Raw genomic sequence first — 16,162 nt, forward strand, 5'->3', positions numbered from 1 at the left:
AGTCTGCAACTCGACTCCATGAAGTCGGAATCGCTAGTAATCGTAGATCAGAATGCTACGGTGAATACGTTCCCGGGCCTTGTACACACCGCCCGTCACACCATGGGAGTGGGCTGCAAAAGAAGTGGGTAGTTTAACCTTTCGGGGAGGACGCTCACCACTTTGTGGTTCATGACTGGGGTGAAGTCGTAACAAGGTAGCCCTAGGGGAACCTGGGGCTGGATCACCTCCTTATATACGAAGATTTTCACGATGAGTACCCACACAGATTGATYAGGTTTAGATAAGTTAAAGCAGAGCTTTAATGAATGACTTCGGTTATTGATTAAAGCTTTTGTGCTTTATGCTCTTTAAYAATTTGGAAAGCTGACTGATTTGATTACTTACGAGTAACTCAAATCAAATTTAAAAGTTCTCAATGTTTATCTTCATTGATAAACACACAAACACATTCAAGTGTCTTGTATTCGGAACAATGTTTACATTGTTCCATTATTGAGTCCGGCAAACAGTCATTGAGAATTAACCCTTCTTAATGACAACCAAAAACCTTGGTTAGTTGCCATACAYAAGACCCTTTCGGGTTGTATGGTTAAGTGACTAAGCGTACACGGTGGATGCCTTGGCAGTCAGAGGCGATGAAGGACGTATTAACTTGCGATAAGCCCAGATTAGACAGTAAAAGTCTTTTGAGTCTGGGATTTCCGAATGGGGAAACCCACTAGCATAAGCTAGTATCGTTACGTGAATACATAGCGTAACGAGGCGAACTCGGGGAACTGAAACATCTAAGTACCCGAAGGAAGAGAAATCAACCGAGATTCCGAAAGTAGCGGCGAGCGAAATTGGATTAGCCCTTAAGCTTTTAATGATGCAGGTGAAGACTCTGGAAAGTGTCGCAGCAAAGGGTGATAGCCCCGTAACCGACGCATCATAATCAGTGAAATCGAGTAGGGCGGGACACGTGATATCCTGTCTGAATATGGGGGGACCATCCTCCAAGGCTAAATACTACTGACTGACCGATAGTGAACCAGTACCGTGAGGGAAAGGCGAAAAGAACCCCTGTGAGGGGAGTGAAATAGAACCTGAAACCGTGTACGTACAAGCAGTAGGAGCACCCTCGTGGTGTGACTGCGTACCTTTTGTATAATGGGTCAGCGACTTATATTCAGTGGCAAGGTTAACCGTTTAGGGGAGCCGTAGGGAAACCGAGTCTTAACTGGGCGACACAGTCTCTGGATATAGACCCGAAACCGAGTGATCTAGCCATGGGCAGGTTGAAGGTTGAGTAACATCAACTGGAGGACCGAACCGACTAATGTTGAAAAATTAGCGGATGACTTGTGGCTAGGGGTGAAAGGCCAATCAAACTCGGAGATAGCTGGTTCTCCCCGAAATCTATTTAGGTAGAGCCTCGGACGAATACTACTGGGGGTAGAGCACTGTTAAGGCTAGGGGGTCATCCCGACTTACCAACCCTTTGCAAACTCCGAATACCAGTAAGTACTATCCGGGAGACACACGGCGGGTGCTAACGTCCGTCGTGAAGAGGGAAACAACCCAGACCGCCAGCTAAGGTCCCAAATTATTACTAAGTGGGAAACGATGTGGGAAGGCTCAGACAGCCAGGATGTTGGCTTAGAAGCAGCCATCATTTAAAGAAAGCGTAATAGCTCACTGGTCGAGTCGGCCTGCGCGGAAGATGTAACGGGGCTAAGTAATAAACCGAAGCTGCGGCTGCACACTTTTAGTGTGTGGGGTAGGGGAGCGTTCTGTAAGCGGTTGAAGGTGGTYTGTAAGGGCTGCTGGACGTATCAGAAGTGCGAATGCTGACATGAGTAACGATAATGGGAGTGAAAAACTCCCACGCCGGAAGACCAAGGGTTCCTGTCCAACGTTAATCGGGGCAGGGTAAGTCGACCCCTAAGGCGAGGCTGAAAAGCGTAGTCGATGGGAAACGGGTTAATATTCCCGTACTTCTTATAATTGCGATGGGGGGACGGAGAAGGCTAGGTGGGCCTGGCGACGGTTGTCCAGGTTCAAGTGCGTAGGCTAAGAGTTTAGGTAAATCCGGACTCTTGTTAGGCTGAGACACGATGTCGAGCACCTACGGGTGTGAAGTCATTGATGCCATACTTCCAGGAAAAGCCTCTAAGCTTCAGATTATAAGAAATCGTACCCCAAACCGACACAGGTGGTCGGGTAGAGAATACCAAGGCGCTTGAGAGAACTCGGGTGAAGGAACTAGGCAAAATGGTACCGTAACTTCGGGAGAAGGTACGCTCTTGGCGGTGAAGTCCCTTGCGGATGGAGCTACTAGGAGTCGCAGATACCAGGTGGCTGCAACTGTTTATTAAAAACACAGCACTGTGCAAAATCGTAAGATGACGTATACGGTGTGACGCCTGCCCGGTGCCGGAAGGTTAATTGATGGGGTTAGACTTCGGTCGAAGCTCTTGATCGAAGCCCCGGTAAACGGCGGCCGTAACTATAACGGTCCTAAGGTAGCGAAATTCCTTGTCGGGTAAGTTCCGACCTGCACGAATGGCGTAATGATGGCCACGCTGTCTCCACCCGAGACTCAGTGAAATTGAAATCGCTGTGAAGATGCAGTGTACCCGCGGCTAGACGGAAAGACCCCGTGAACCTTTACTACAGCTTGGCACTGAACATTGACCCTACATGTGTAGGATAGGTGGGAGACTTTGAAACCGCGTCGCCAGATGCGGTGGAGTCAACCTTGAAATACCACCCTTGTATGCTTGATGTTCTAACGTAGGTCCCTTATCGGGATTGCGGACAGTGCCTGGTGGGTAGTTTGACTGGGGCGGTCTCCTCCCAAAGAGTAACGGAGGAGCACGAAGGTGGGCTAAACACGGTTGGACATCGTGTGGTTAGTGCAATGGCATAAGCCCGCTTGACTGCGAGAATGACAATTCGAGCAGGTACGAAAGTAGGTCATAGTGATCCGGTGGTTCTGAATGGAAGGGCCATCGCTCAACGGATAAAAGGTACTCCGGGGATAACAGGCTGATACCGCCCAAGAGTTCATATCGACGGCGGTGTTTGGCACCTCGATGTCGGCTCATCACATCCTGGGGCTGAAGTCGGTCCCAAGGGTATGGCTGTTCGCCATTTAAAGTGGTACGCGAGCTGGGTTTAGAACGTCGTGAGACAGTTCGGTCCCTATCTGCCGTGGGCGTTGGAAGATTGAAGGGGGCTGCTCCTAGTACGAGAGGACCGGAGTGGACGAACCTCTGGTGTTCGGGTTGTCACGCCAGTGGCATTGCCCGGTAGCTAAGTTCGGAATCGATAAGCGCTGAAAGCATCTAAGCGCGAAGCGAGCCCTGAGATGAGTCTTCCCTGGCACTATAAGTGCCCTAAAGGGTTGTTCAAGACTAGAACGTTGATAGGCAGGGTGTGTAAGTGCTGCGAGGCATTGAGCTAACCTGTACTAATTGCCCGTGAGGCTTAACCATACAACACCCAAGGGGTTTTGATGGACTCGATATATACAGACAAACTTGAATGAGTTTAGAGAACGAAAACAGCTTTCCGAATTTTAAGAATTTGCTTGGCGACCATAGCGTTGCGGACCCACCTGAYTCCATGCCGAACTCAGAAGTGAAACGCAGTAGCGCCGATGGTAGTGTGGGGTTTCCCCATGTGAGAGTAGGACATCGCCAGGCTTTAAATTTAAACAAAAACTCGTTATAAACGAGTTTTTGTTGTTTGCTGATATAGCTCAGCCCGGTAGAGCGCACCCTTGGTAAGGGTGAGGTCCCCAGTTCGAGTCTGGGTATCAGCACCAGTATTAAAATGCGTCATTTATCGATGTATTAAGAATTTGTTTAGCGACCATAGCATTACGGACCCACCTGATTCCATGCCGAACTCAGAAGTGAAACGTAATAGCGCCGATGGTAGTGTGGGGCTTCCCCATGTGAGAGTAGGACATTGCTAGGCTTTAATTTATTTTATTGTTTATAAAACAGTAAAAAGAAATAGCGTAAGCTGAATAGACACTGCGGAGTGGTAGTTCAGTTGGTTAGAATACCGGCCTGTCACGCCGGGGGTCGCGGGTTCGAGTCCCGTCCACTCCGCCACTGATTTAAAAAAGCCCTAATCGAAAGATTAGGGCTTTTTTACGTCTGTACTATTTTGAATTAGTGTTTTTCTTCTGCTACTTCCCATAAAGCTTTGATTAATGGGTTCTCTAGTTGAGAGCGTTTGCAACAGATGCCCAATTCAAAAGGTCTGATTGACGCTACTTTTAACCTTTCTACTCGTTCTTTTACCGGGCTACTGTCAATCACAACGTCTGGGGCTATACCAACACCACATCCAAGAGCAACCATACTTACTATTGCTTCATGTCCAGAAACTTGGGCGTAGATATTCGGCTTGATTTTCATTTTTTTAAACCAAGAGTTTGCTCTTTCTCTAGCTGTACCTGCTTCTGGAACAATAAAAGGTACCTGAGACCAATTAATCGATTCTTCTTGGAGTAAGTGAGTAAAACTATTTATACCGGAAGGGGCGATAACTGAGAGTGGAATTTCGCTTATTTTCTCAAACTCTACTTTTGATGGCAGCTGATCGGGTTTGGCCGAAATAGCGATATCAGCCATATCGTTAATAATACGATCTATAGCCTGAGCAGGGTCGCCTGTGGTTAATTTAAATTCAATATGAGGGTGTCGTACTCTAAATTCAGACAGTAATTCAGGTAGGTGGCTATAGCTGGCCGTGACCGAACAAAACAATCGAATTTCGCCTTTAAGTTCATGTTCATTACCTGCTAACTGCGCACTATATTGCTGCCACTCACCAACGATATTAAGTGCGATAGGAAGTAGCTTTTTACCCGCAGGCGTGATTTCTACACTTCGGTTATCTCTTACAAATAGAGCCTGACCAGTATCGTCTTCTAGTTTTTGGATCTGGCGACTGAGGGCGGACGGACTTACATGCATTGCTGCTGCCGTTTTACTAAAATTTTTGCTATCGCATAAGTGAATAAAGAGTTGAAGGCTTTTTATATTCATTTACTTAAATCTTCCATGTTGCATTTATTGCAATGACTAATTGTGAATATATCACTTTAAGCAACTTTACGTCTGATTTAGTATGAAGTCATTCGATAGTAAGATATCGACCAAACGGACAGTATTTATAAAGGAGAGCCCTGATGGCTAACTATTTCGACACATTGAACTTACGTGAACAATTGGATCAACTAGGCCGCTGCCGCTTCATGGATCGTGAAGAATTTGCGAGCGAAGCTGATTATCTAAAAGATAAGAAAGTCGTCATTGTGGGCTGTGGTGCTCAAGGCTTAAACCAAGGTCTTAATATGCGAGATTCTGGTTTGAATGTTGCTTATGCTCTTCGTCAGGCCGCTATTGACGAACAGCGCCAGTCATTCAAGAATGCGAAAGAAAATGGTTTTGAAGTAGCAAGCTATGAAGAGCTTATTCCTCAAGCTGACCTTGTTGTTAACCTAACACCTGACAAACAACACACAAATGTTGTTGAAACCGTAATGCCTTTAATGAAAGAGGGTGCCACATTAGGTTATTCACACGGTTTTAATATCGTGGAAGAAGGGATGCAAGTTCGTAAAGACCTTACGGTTGTAATGGTTGCGCCTAAGTGTCCTGGTACTGAGGTTCGTGAGGAGTACAAGCGTGGCTTTGGTGTTCCAACACTTATTGCTGTTCACCCTGAGAACGATCCTCAAGGTGATGGTCTGGAGATTGCAAAAGCTTGGGCTGCTGCAACTGGTGGCCACCGTGCTGGCGTACTTGAATCTTCTTTTGTTGCGGAAGTTAAATCTGACCTTATGGGTGAACAAACCATTTTATGTGGCATGCTACAAGCCGGTTCGATCGTTTGTTACGAAAAGATGATTGCCGATGGTATTGAACCTGGCTATGCCGGTAAATTACTACAATTTGGTTGGGAAACCGTAACAGAAGCGCTGAAATTTGGTGGGGTAACTCACATGATGGATCGTCTTTCTAACCCTGCGAAAGTAAAAGCATTTGATCTGTCTGAAGAGCTAAAAGATTTAATGCGCCCTCTATATAACAAGCATATGGATGACATTATTTCAGGTCATTTCTCTAGTACGATGATGGCTGACTGGGCAAATGATGATGTAAATTTATTAGGTTGGCGTGAAGAAACGGGCCAAACGGCTTTTGAAAATTATCCTGAGTCAGATGTTGAAATATCAGAGCAGGAATATTTTGATAACGGTATCTTGATGGTTGCGATGGTGCGTGCAGGTGTTGAACTTGCGTTCGAAGCAATGACCGCATCAGGTATCATCGACGAATCAGCATACTATGAGTCTTTGCATGAGCTACCACTTATTGCGAATACTGTCGCTCGTAAGCGTTTGTATGAAATGAACGTTGTTATTTCTGATACTGCAGAATACGGAAACTACCTATTTGCTAACGTTGCAACACCTCTTCTGCGTGAAAAATTCATGCCTAATGTGAATACTGATGTGATTGGTCGTGGTTTAGGTGAAACTTCTAACTTTGTGGATAATGCGAAGTTAATCGAAGTGAATGATACCATTCGTAACCACCCAGTAGAGTACATTGGTGAAGAATTACGTGGCTATATGACAGATATGAAGACTATCGCGGTAGGCGGCTAGTTTATGTAATTTAGCTAAAGTGATGAAAAAAGCTCAACAGAAATGTTGAGCTTTTTAGTAAATAAAGAAAGGCTTTTTGTCTGCTTATCAATCCGTTACTGAGGTTACGGATAAATCATTACAGATCCACTAGGTTGGATTATTTATCTGCTAGTTTTTCTTCTAGTGCTGCCAATTTTTGTTCCATGTCTGTCAACTTTTGACGAGTACGGAGCAACACTTGAGTTTGTACATCAAATTCTTCACGGCTTACAACATCAAGTTTGTTTAGCTGGCCTTGGATAACTTGTCGTACTTTTTGATCAACATCGTTACCGAGCTCTTTCACTGGCTGAGGCATTGATTCATGAATCTGTTTTGCAATTTGTTCTAATTTCTTTGGATCAAACATAGTGGGCTAAACTCCTATTATTTTGGTTACATTCTAAGTAATTCACAACGCAAAGTCGTTACTTTAGATAATAAAAAAGGCTACCGAAGTAGCCTTTTGTTTAGATTGTGAATTTAGCTATTTTTTGCCATCTCACGATGAACCGCTTTCGCTTCATCAACGCGCGCCAGCTTTTCTAAATCTTTATCTTCAACAAAGATTGGTAATGGCTTATGTTGCTCTGCTAGGTAGCTATAAATTACTGGAAGTACAAACAGAGTAAAGATAGTACCAATTGCCAGACCAGCAACGATTACGATACCGATACTAAAGCGTTGTGCTGCACCCGCTCCTGTTGCATACATCAGTGGGATTAAGCCAGCGATCATCGCAGCTGTCGTCATCAGGATTGGACGAAGACGAACCTTCGCCGCTTCCATTACAGCTTCAATTCGATTTTTATGGTGATGCAGCTGTTCTTCTTTTGCCACTTCACAAATCAAAATACCGTGCTTGGTAATCAAACCAACTAAGGTGATCAAACCAACTTGCGAATAGATGTTCATGGTTGCTGCGCCCCATGCCAAGGCAATAAGAGCACCACAAATAGCAAGTGGTACGGAAACCATGATAACTAATGGATCTTTCAGAGATTCAAATTGAATGGCTAGAACCAAGAAGATGATCGCTAATGCTAAACCAAACGTTGCGTATAGAGCACTTCCTTCCGTTACGTATTGGCGAGCTTCACCCATATAGTCATGACTGTAGCCACTTGGTAACTTCGTTTCAGCTGTGTTTTCGAACCATGCGATAGCATCACCCATTGCAGTTGTTGGTCCTGGTACCGCCCCAATTGTCGCAGAATTCAACTGGTTGAAGTGCGGCAAAGATCGAGGCTCTGCAACAACATCAATAGAGATCAAGCTGCCTAGAGGTATTGCTTTACCATCCGCAGCTCGAACATAGTAGTTCTTCATTGATTCTGGGTTTAAGCGATACTTACGTTCAACTTGAGGGATTACCTCATACGAGCGGCCATTCAAATCGATACGGTTAACGTAGCCGTCAGACATCATAGTGCCAAGCGTAATACCGATATCTTGCATGGTAACGCCGTAGACGCCAGCTTTGTCTTTATCAATATTGATCTTCATTGTTGCTGAGTCATAATTCAAATCTAGATTCGAATAGACAAACAATGGGCTTGAAGATACCTCGGTTAAAATATCCGTTGTGATTTGGAATAGGCTTTCAAAGCTATTTGGAGTGGTGATAACAAACTGAATAGGTAGACCTGAACCTGCACCTGGAAGTTCTGGCATTTGGAAGGCCGTTACTGACATACCTGGAATTTCTTTCACCAGTTGGCCAACACGCCCAGCAACCTCAGCTTGACTTGCCTCTCTTTCACTCCACGGTAGCATTGAAGCAATACCAAACGCTTGGTTAGCACTTGGAACGCCTGTAAATACCTGTGCATACGCCACTTCCGGTTGAGCCGAAAGGATCTCGTTCACGTCATCCATGGTATTTTGCATGAAATCAAGGTTAGCATTTGATGGTGCTGTACCCATTAGCATGATTACGCCTTTATCTTCTGACGGTGCAAGCTCACTAGGAATAAACTTGAATAGCATCGGAAGAGTGGCGAATACAATGACAGCAAAACCTATAAACACAGGGCGATGCTGCATTACAGCGCCGAGCATGCGTTCATAGCGATTTGTCATGCCATCCAATACGTAATGAACTTTTTGTTCAAACTTACTTGGTTCAGCATGCGCTTTCAGCATTTTTGAACACATCATTGGTGATAGCGTTAATGCGACAATACCAGAAACAAATACTGAACCTGCTAGCGTTAATGCGAACTCTTTAAATAGAGAACCAGTAATACCACCCATCATCGCGATTGGCGCATATACCGCACCCAGCGTTAAGGTCATCGCAATAACAGGAACCGCAATTTCACGCGTACCAATAATTGCTGCACGGAAAGGTGATTCGCCAAGTTTAATATGCCTATCGACATTCTCTAGTACAACGATCGCATCATCAACCACAAGACCGATGGCAAGTACCATGGCCAGTAGCGTCATTAGGTTCCACGAGAATCCCATCGCTTGCATAACCATTGCCACACCAATGAGAGATAGTGGAATAGTGATGATTGGGATAAGAACCGCACGGAATGAGCCTAAGAACAGCGTAATGACGATCAATACGATAAGCGCCGCTTCAACAATCGTTTTAATTACCTCTTGAATTGACTCGTTAATTGCAATTGTCGAGTCATACATAACATTCATAGAAATGTTACTTGGGAGGTTTTTCTCTAGCTGAGGAAGAAGATCCAGCACATCCGCTGCGATGTTTATTGGGTTAGCACTTGGAGCTGCATTAATCGCTGCAACCACGGCTTCTTTACCATTCGCACTCGCACGGTAAACATCATGGCTTTTTTCTAGTGATACTTTAGCGATATCTGCTAAACGGATAACTTCAGCTTTGCTGCTTTTTACCACTAAGTTTTCAAGCTCTTCAGTGTTCGATACCTGAGTATCTGCACTGCCATTATAGAGCACAAATTCGCCTGTTGCTTGACCAGTTGCTGATTGGTAGTTATTCGAGTTTAGAACCGACATGACATCTGTTGCCGTTAAATCTACCGCCGCCATTTTTGCTGGATCCAACCAAATACGTAGCGCGTACTTCATGCCACCATAAAGGTCGACTTTTGAAACACCATTAACCGTAAACAGTTGAGGGTTGATCACTCGCTCAAGATAGTCAGTAATTTGGCTAGAGACTAATTCATCACTGGTAAAACCGATGTACAGCACCGCCGTTGTTGAGCCTGTAGACATCGTTACTGTTGGATCTTCTGCTTCTTTAGGAAGTTGAGACCGAACAGAGTTTGTTTTGGCTAGAATATCAGACAGCGCAGCATTAGGGTCCGTATTCAACTTCATATTGACCGTAATCGTTGACTTACCGAGAACCGATGAGGAAGTCATATAGTCGATATTATCCGCTTGAGCCACCGCCTGTTCGAGAGGCTGGGTGATAAAGCCTTGGATAAGATCCGCACTTGCACCGTAGTAACCGGTCGAAACGGTAACGACAGTATTCGTCATTTCAGGGTATTCACGCACCTGCATTTTGAAGATTGCTTGTAATCCAAGCAATGCGATCAAAAAGCTGATGGATACCGCTAAAACTGGACGTTTAATAAAAACATCAGTAAAGCGCATTATGCCTCCAAATTACAGCTTAGGTGTTTCAGATGGTGGGGTGATTGTATCGTTTTCTACAATCTTAACTTTTGCCCCGTTGCTTAGGAGTACTTGGCCTGATGTCACAACCATATCTCCAGCCTTAACACCCTCTAAGATATGAGCTTTATCTTTTGTTCGTTCGCCAATTTTTACAACTTGCTGCTTCACTCGTTTCACACCATCTTCTTCAGAGATAATGTAAACATTGTCTCCGTATAGAGTGAACGTAATCGCAGTTTGTTGAAGCGTAATTTGATCTGTCAGCGCAGGAAGGATGATATTCGCACGAGCAAACATGCCGCTGCGAAGTAGACCATCGCTATTTGGAATGTCTGCCTGGACTCTAATCAAACCACTTTGAATGCTAACCGCAGGCTCAATCGCACTGATTGTTCCTTGGAAAGGTTGATCTGGGTAAGCATCGACAAAGATATCGATCGCTTGATCTATTGAAATACGAGAAATATCAGTTTGAGGTACAGTGAAGTTAAGACGCATAACACTGGTGTCTTCTAAACGTACAATTTCATCTCCGGCTTGCAAGTATTGACCTAAGTAAACTTTACGAATACCGATAATACCCGAGAAAGGCGCTCTGATTTCACGACGCTCAATTGCTGCTTTCAAGCTTTCAATATCAGCTGAAAGTGAGAAAAAGCTCGCTTCTGCATCGTCGTAAGATTCTTTTGAAATTGAACCTTTAGCAAACAAGCCTTTGTAACGTTTGTATTTTGCTTTCGCCGCAGGAAGCTTTGCTTGCGCACTTTTTAGGTTCGCTTTTTCAACAGATGAATCTAAGCTTACTAATAGTTGGTCATCTTCGATTTGCGTACCTGAAGTAAAAGCAATTTTTCTAATTACACCACTTGTTTCACTTGAAAGAGTTACCCCTTGATTAGGCTCTATAAAGCCAATAGCTTCAATCACAGGTACCCAGTCTACTGGTTGTGCTTTTGTTACCGTTACAGGGAACTCCGCTTCTGGCCTATTAGCCATGTACTCTGCGATTTTTTGTTGTTTGAATATGTTATAACCTATCACGCTCCCAAAAAGGGTCAAAGCGATAAGTAACATAAAGAAGGTCCACTTTTTCATTATTGTCAGAACTCCGATCTAGTGTGTAATTATTGCGTCCCAACTAGCCTCAATAGCCGCATCTAATGCAGTTTCGTCCAGTTGGTAGAATCCTAAAGAATGCTTACGTGCGAGTGAGACACTAGCCGCTAAGCTCAATCCACTTAATACTTCGTTATCAAGTGGTTTAAATAGTCCTTGTTTTTTACCATCATTAAATAGTAACTCCACTTGGGCAAACATTTTACGCTCTAGTTCCCTAAATGTAGTGCTATTTGTTGCAGGTAAACAATCATATTGAATCCGGTTTTTGATTGCATCAAGGTTTGTTCCCGCCAAGTTCCAAATGTTTAGCCACATGGTGCGGTAACGTTGTTTTATCGGCTTTGAATCGTCAACACCTTCCTGTATCGCGTCTGCAATTTTTTGGGTTACATGTATCCGAACTTCCTCAATGAGATGTTCTTTATCATCGAAATAGCGATAGATAGTGCCTGCAGCGACCCCTGCTTTTTTTGCTAACTTATGCATAGATAACCCCTGAAAGCCAACCTCTGCAATGAGAGCTTCAGCTGCTGAGAGTATCTGAAGGCGTTTATCCTGAGGGTTATGAATGGTCATTTTCTTACCACCAATGAATGAACGTTCATTCATTATAGCGTATAGATCACACTTTTACATAATAGAGTTTCGCATTTAATGTGTGAAAATCTTGTATACGAGAGCATAGCATTCCCTGTGTTGCAGCATTATCATAGAGAGGAATACACATAAAACCTGATGAAACCATGTTGAGAACTCAATGAAACTGAACCCTAGACAAGACGAAGCTGTAAAATTTGTATCTGGACCTTGCCTTGTTCTCGCAGGGGCGGGATCGGGCAAAACTCGTGTGATTACAAATAAAATTGCTTACTTAGTGCAGCAGTGTGGTTATAAAGCTCGCAATATCGCGGCTGTGACGTTCACAAATAAAGCCGCACGTGAAATGAAAGAGCGCGTAGGACAAAGTTTAGGTAAGAAAGAATCTAAAGGGGTAATGGTTTCAACGTTTCATACCATGGGGCTGAATATTATCCGCCGTGAGTATAAAGCATTAGGTTTAAAAGCCGGATTTTCGCTTTTTGATGATCAAGACCAATTAGCATTGTTGAAAGAGTTAACCGAAAAACAGTTAGATGGTGATAAAGATCTACTGCGTCAGTTGCTGAGTAGTATCTCTAATTGGAAAAATGACATGCTGACACCTGAGCAAGCAATAGCTTATGCACAAGGTGAACAGCAGCAGGTTTTTGCATTCTGTTTTGATATGTACCAAAAGCAGATGAAGGCATATAACGCATTGGATTTTGATGATTTGATTGCGATGCCAGTTCTGCTACTAAAAACCAATCAAGAAGTTCGAGAAAGATGGCAATCACGCATTCGATACTTACTTGTCGATGAGTACCAAGACACCAATACGAGCCAGTATGAATTAGTGAAGCTTTTAGTCGGTGAGCGTTGTCGCCTCACGGTTGTTGGTGATGACGACCAATCGATTTATTCTTGGCGAGGCGCAAAACCACAAAACTTGGTTTTATTGAGTAAAGACTATCCACAACTCAGAGTCATTAAGCTAGAGCAGAATTACCGCTCTACTAGTCGTATCTTGCGAGCGGCGAATATACTGATTGCAAATAACCCGCATGAGATCACCAAGACGCTTTTCTCTGAAATTCCGGATGGGGAAAAAATAAAAGTACTGAATGCTAAAAATGAAGAGCATGAAGCGGAGAGAATTACGGGAGAGCTGATCGCCCACCGCTTTTTGAATCGAACCGAATATAAAGATTACGCAGTGTTATACCGAGGTAATCACCAGTCGCGTTTGATTGAGAAAGCATTAATGCAAAATAGGATCCCTTATAAAATTTCGGGTGGTACCTCTTTCTTTGCTCGCGCAGAGATCAAAGACATCATGGCGTACCTGCGAGTGTTAGTTAACCCTGACGACGATAACGGATTTTTGAGAATTGTGAATACACCTCGTAGAGAGATTGGTCCGGTTACTCTCGAAAAGCTGGGTAGTTATGCCAACATGCGTGGTAAGAGCTTATTTGAAGCAAGCTTTGAGATGGGTTTGGAGCAGCATCTAACTGGTCGAGGGCTCGATAATTTACGTCGCTTTACCGAATGGATTGTAAAAATTTCAGATAATGCTGAGCGTGGAAATACCGTAGAAGCGGTTCGTTCTTTGGTGAGAGATATCAATTATGAAGATTGGTTATACGAGAGCTCGCCAAGCCCTAAAGCGGCTGAAATGCGAATGAAAAATGTGTCTGAGCTTTATAGTTGGATTGTGGCCGACCTCGAAGGTGACAATTACGATAAAGAAGAGAAGAGTCTAAAAGAGGTTGTTCAGCGTTTAACTTTGCGTGACATGATGGAGCGAGGTGAAGACGATGACGATGCTGATCAAGTGCAGTTGATGACACTACATGCTTCAAAAGGACTCGAATTCCCGTACGTCTACCTCATGGGAGCAGAAGAGGGGATCCTTCCTCATCAAACAAGTATTGATGAAGATAATGTCGAAGAAGAACGCCGTTTAATGTACGTCGGTATTACTCGTGCTCAAAAAGAGCTGACTTTTACTAAATGTCGGGAGCGTAGGCAGTATGGTGAGCTTATTAAACCGACACAGAGCCGATTTTTAGATGAACTTCCACATGATGATGTGGATTGGGAAACGGTTAAAAAGCCGCAGTCAGCAGAAGAAAGAATGGAAAAAGGACAGGCGCATATCGCAAACTTACGTGCGATGTTCAAAAAATAGCGATGTTCAATAGGAATAATAAAAATGCCCGTGATAGTTCACGGGCATTTTTTTAACTAGGCACATTGGTAGGTGTGGATAGTTGCCTTATAGACCTTTGATCATGTGGTCGATGGCTGCGACGATTTCATCATCAGAGCAATCCATACATGACCCTTTTGCTGGCATTGCATTAAAGCCATTAATTGCGTGATCTTTTAAGACATCTTTACCTTGAGCAATACGAGGCCCCCACTCAGCAGCGTTGCCTGTTTTAGGTGCTCCGCTAATACCTGATGAGTGACAAGCAATACAGAAAGTTCCATATACTGTTGCACCATCACGAGGACCTGTTGGTTCAGCTTTAACGGGTTCGCTGCCAGCAAGGTAAACTTGACCTACGGGTTGGATGCGTTCAGCTATTGCATCGTATTCAGCTTGATCGGTAGTGGCAAACGCAGCGCTAGAAAAAGTTAACGCAGCGAATAAAACGCTTATGATTCGTCGAGACATATCCATTAAACTCACTTCACATTCCCAAGGTAAGTACATGCTTACCAAAATTATAGTGTTAAACTGTGTTTTGACTTAATCGGTCATCAGTAACCTGTTAAATCAATGTAAATAATGGGTGATTATATCCTGATAACTTGTTGCAATAAACAACAAGTTATCAGCGACAAGGGCTCTATCACATCCTATATAAGCTTTTATTGCATATGAACTGCTGAAAAAGAGAACAAACAGAAAAAAAAGTAAAAAAAACACTAGACGGCATAGGGTGATATACGTATTATTCCACTCCGCCGATAGGGCATGCGCCCGTAGCTCAGCTGGATAGAGCGTTGGCCTCCGGAGCCAAAGGTCGAAGGTTCGAATCCTTTCGGGCGTACCATCCGGATGCTTAGTAAAATAAGCACTATATTGGCAAAAAGTAGTGGTGGCTATAGCTCAGTTGGTAGAGCCCTGGATTGTGATTCCGGTGGTCGCGAGTTCGAATCTCGTTAGCCACCCCATTATTTTGGTAACCAAGTTTATTCGTAAATGAAGGTTTCCAGTGCTGATTCAAGATTTATCTTAGAATCGGAACGAAACATGTTGGTGAATAGCGTGATTTGTTACGCATCCTGACCTTGGAATAAGCGGACCAGAGGGTATCCCTCTAACGCAAACCAAGTAAAAAAATACAATGTCGGTGAATAGCGCAGCTTGGTAGCGCATCTGGTTTGGGACCAGAGGGTCGGGGGTTCGAATCCCTCTTCACCGACCACTATTTCAATAATCGTTTTAAACGGTTATATAAAAAGTTAGTGGTGGCTATAGCTCAGTTGGTAGAGCCCTGGATTGTGATTCCGGTGGTCGCGAGTTCGAATCTCGTTAGCCACCCCATTAACTCGGTAGTCAGTTTACGTAGTGAATGAGATTTCCCTTTTTGATAAGTCAAAATAAAATAAAAGTCGGTGAATAGCGCAGCTTGGTAGCGCATCTGGTTTGGGACCAGAGGGTCGGGGGTTCGAATCCCTCTTCACCGACCACTTTTGAAGAAACCTCATCAGAAATGATGAGGTTTTTTTTCGTTTAGCGATCAGTGGAATTAATGATTTTAGTTGTCGGCTATAGAAGAGAAACAGAAGAGGTTCGCCTGATGTTCAAAGAATGTCTCTTCACAGATCACCTTTGAAGAAACCTCATCAGAAATGATGAGGTTTTTTTTCGTCTAGCGATCAGTGGAATTAATGATTTTTAGTTATCGGCTATAGAAGAGAAACAGAAGGGGTTCGCCTGATGTTCAAAGAATGTCTCTTCACTGATCACCTCTGAAGAAACCTCATCAGAAAGCTGAGTTTTTTTTCGTCTAGCGATCAGTGGAACTAATGATTTTTAGTTGTCGGCTATAGAAGAGAAACAGAAGGGGTTCGCCTGATGTTCAAAGAATGTCTCTTCACTGATCACCTCTGAAG

Annotated in this window: 8 protein-coding genes, 7 tRNA genes and 4 rRNA genes; 13 read left to right on the plus strand and 6 right to left on the minus strand. The window is 43.8% G+C overall.

Going from position 1 to position 16,162, the window contains the following annotated elements:
- The 6 genes from L4C39_RS00600 to L4C39_RS00625 all read left to right on the plus strand — a co-directional run.
- Nucleotides 1-234: ribosomal RNA gene (locus L4C39_RS00600) — 16S ribosomal RNA — on the plus strand; the annotation flags it as partial.
- A 356-nt stretch (nucleotides 235-590) separates the two neighbouring features.
- Nucleotides 591-3,482, plus strand: a 23S ribosomal RNA gene (locus L4C39_RS00605).
- Nucleotides 3,483-3,576: 94 nt separating this feature from the next.
- Nucleotides 3,577-3,692: ribosomal RNA gene (rrf, locus tag L4C39_RS00610) — 5S ribosomal RNA — on the plus strand.
- Between the two features lie 45 nt (nucleotides 3,693-3,737).
- Nucleotides 3,738-3,814: transfer RNA gene (locus tag L4C39_RS00615), tRNA-Thr, on the plus strand.
- 39 nt (nucleotides 3,815-3,853) lie between these two features.
- A 5S ribosomal RNA gene (gene rrf, locus L4C39_RS00620) occupies nucleotides 3,854-3,969 on the plus strand.
- 63 nt (nucleotides 3,970-4,032) lie between these two features.
- A tRNA-Asp gene (locus L4C39_RS00625) sits at nucleotides 4,033-4,109 on the plus strand.
- A 60-nt stretch (nucleotides 4,110-4,169) separates the two neighbouring features.
- Here L4C39_RS00625 and ilvY read toward each other — a convergent pair.
- Entirely contained in the window at nucleotides 4,170-5,051 is an 882-nt protein-coding gene (gene ilvY, locus L4C39_RS00630) for an HTH-type transcriptional activator IlvY (protein ID WP_429743828.1), read from the minus strand.
- A 143-nt stretch (nucleotides 5,052-5,194) separates the two neighbouring features.
- Here ilvY and ilvC point away from each other — a divergent pair, with 143 nt between their 5' ends.
- Nucleotides 5,195-6,679, plus strand: a complete 1,485-nt coding sequence (gene ilvC / locus L4C39_RS00635; protein ID WP_017052420.1) for a ketol-acid reductoisomerase — start codon at nucleotides 5,195-5,197, stop codon at nucleotides 6,677-6,679.
- Nucleotides 6,680-6,818: 139 nt separating this feature from the next.
- Here the strand turns inward: ilvC and ubiK are convergent, their stop codons facing one another.
- The 4 genes from ubiK to L4C39_RS00655 form a co-directional block, all read right to left on the minus strand.
- Entirely contained in the window at nucleotides 6,819-7,070 is a 252-nt protein-coding gene (gene ubiK, locus L4C39_RS00640; RefSeq protein ID WP_017052419.1) for a ubiquinone biosynthesis accessory factor UbiK, read from the minus strand.
- Between the two features lie 113 nt (nucleotides 7,071-7,183).
- Nucleotides 7,184-10,306 (minus strand): multidrug efflux RND transporter permease subunit, encoded by a 3,123-nt coding sequence (locus tag L4C39_RS00645; RefSeq protein ID WP_017052418.1) that lies wholly within the window; start codon nucleotides 10,304-10,306, stop codon nucleotides 7,184-7,186.
- A 12-nt stretch (nucleotides 10,307-10,318) separates the two neighbouring features.
- Nucleotides 10,319-11,425, minus strand: a complete 1,107-nt coding sequence (locus L4C39_RS00650) for an efflux RND transporter periplasmic adaptor subunit (protein ID WP_429743830.1) — start codon at nucleotides 11,423-11,425, stop codon at nucleotides 10,319-10,321.
- An 18-nt stretch (nucleotides 11,426-11,443) separates the two neighbouring features.
- On the minus strand, nucleotides 11,444-12,025 hold the full coding sequence (locus tag L4C39_RS00655) for a TetR/AcrR family transcriptional regulator (protein WP_198927064.1): 582 nt from the start codon (nucleotides 12,023-12,025) through the stop codon (nucleotides 11,444-11,446).
- 181 nt (nucleotides 12,026-12,206) lie between these two features.
- Here L4C39_RS00655 and rep point away from each other — a divergent pair, with 181 nt between their 5' ends.
- Complete coding sequence (gene rep, locus L4C39_RS00660) at nucleotides 12,207-14,222, plus strand: DNA helicase Rep (RefSeq protein WP_017052415.1); 2,016 nt, start codon at nucleotides 12,207-12,209, stop codon at nucleotides 14,220-14,222.
- Nucleotides 14,223-14,309: 87 nt separating this feature from the next.
- Here rep and L4C39_RS00665 read toward each other — a convergent pair whose 3' ends face one another.
- On the minus strand, nucleotides 14,310-14,720 hold the full coding sequence (locus L4C39_RS00665; RefSeq protein WP_315973051.1) for a c-type cytochrome: 411 nt from the start codon (nucleotides 14,718-14,720) through the stop codon (nucleotides 14,310-14,312).
- 299 nt (nucleotides 14,721-15,019) lie between these two features.
- On the opposite strand from L4C39_RS00665, the gene L4C39_RS00670 reads away from it, so the two are divergent.
- The 5 genes from L4C39_RS00670 to L4C39_RS00690 all read left to right on the plus strand — a co-directional run bounded on the left by L4C39_RS00670 (nucleotide 15,020) and on the right by L4C39_RS00690 (nucleotide 15,736).
- Nucleotides 15,020-15,096 (plus strand) — tRNA-Arg (locus L4C39_RS00670).
- 45 nt (nucleotides 15,097-15,141) lie between these two features.
- Nucleotides 15,142-15,217 (plus strand) — tRNA-His (locus tag L4C39_RS00675).
- A 177-nt stretch (nucleotides 15,218-15,394) separates the two neighbouring features.
- Nucleotides 15,395-15,471 (plus strand) — tRNA-Pro (locus L4C39_RS00680).
- A 43-nt stretch (nucleotides 15,472-15,514) separates the two neighbouring features.
- Nucleotides 15,515-15,590: transfer RNA gene (locus L4C39_RS00685), tRNA-His, on the plus strand.
- Nucleotides 15,591-15,659: 69 nt separating this feature from the next.
- Nucleotides 15,660-15,736, plus strand: a tRNA-Pro gene (locus L4C39_RS00690).
- Nucleotides 15,737-16,162: the final 426 nt, after the last annotated feature.

Source organism: Vibrio clamense, from assembly GCF_050337905.1.
In the GTDB taxonomy this organism is placed as follows: domain Bacteria; phylum Pseudomonadota; class Gammaproteobacteria; order Enterobacterales; family Vibrionaceae; genus Vibrio; species Vibrio cortegadensis.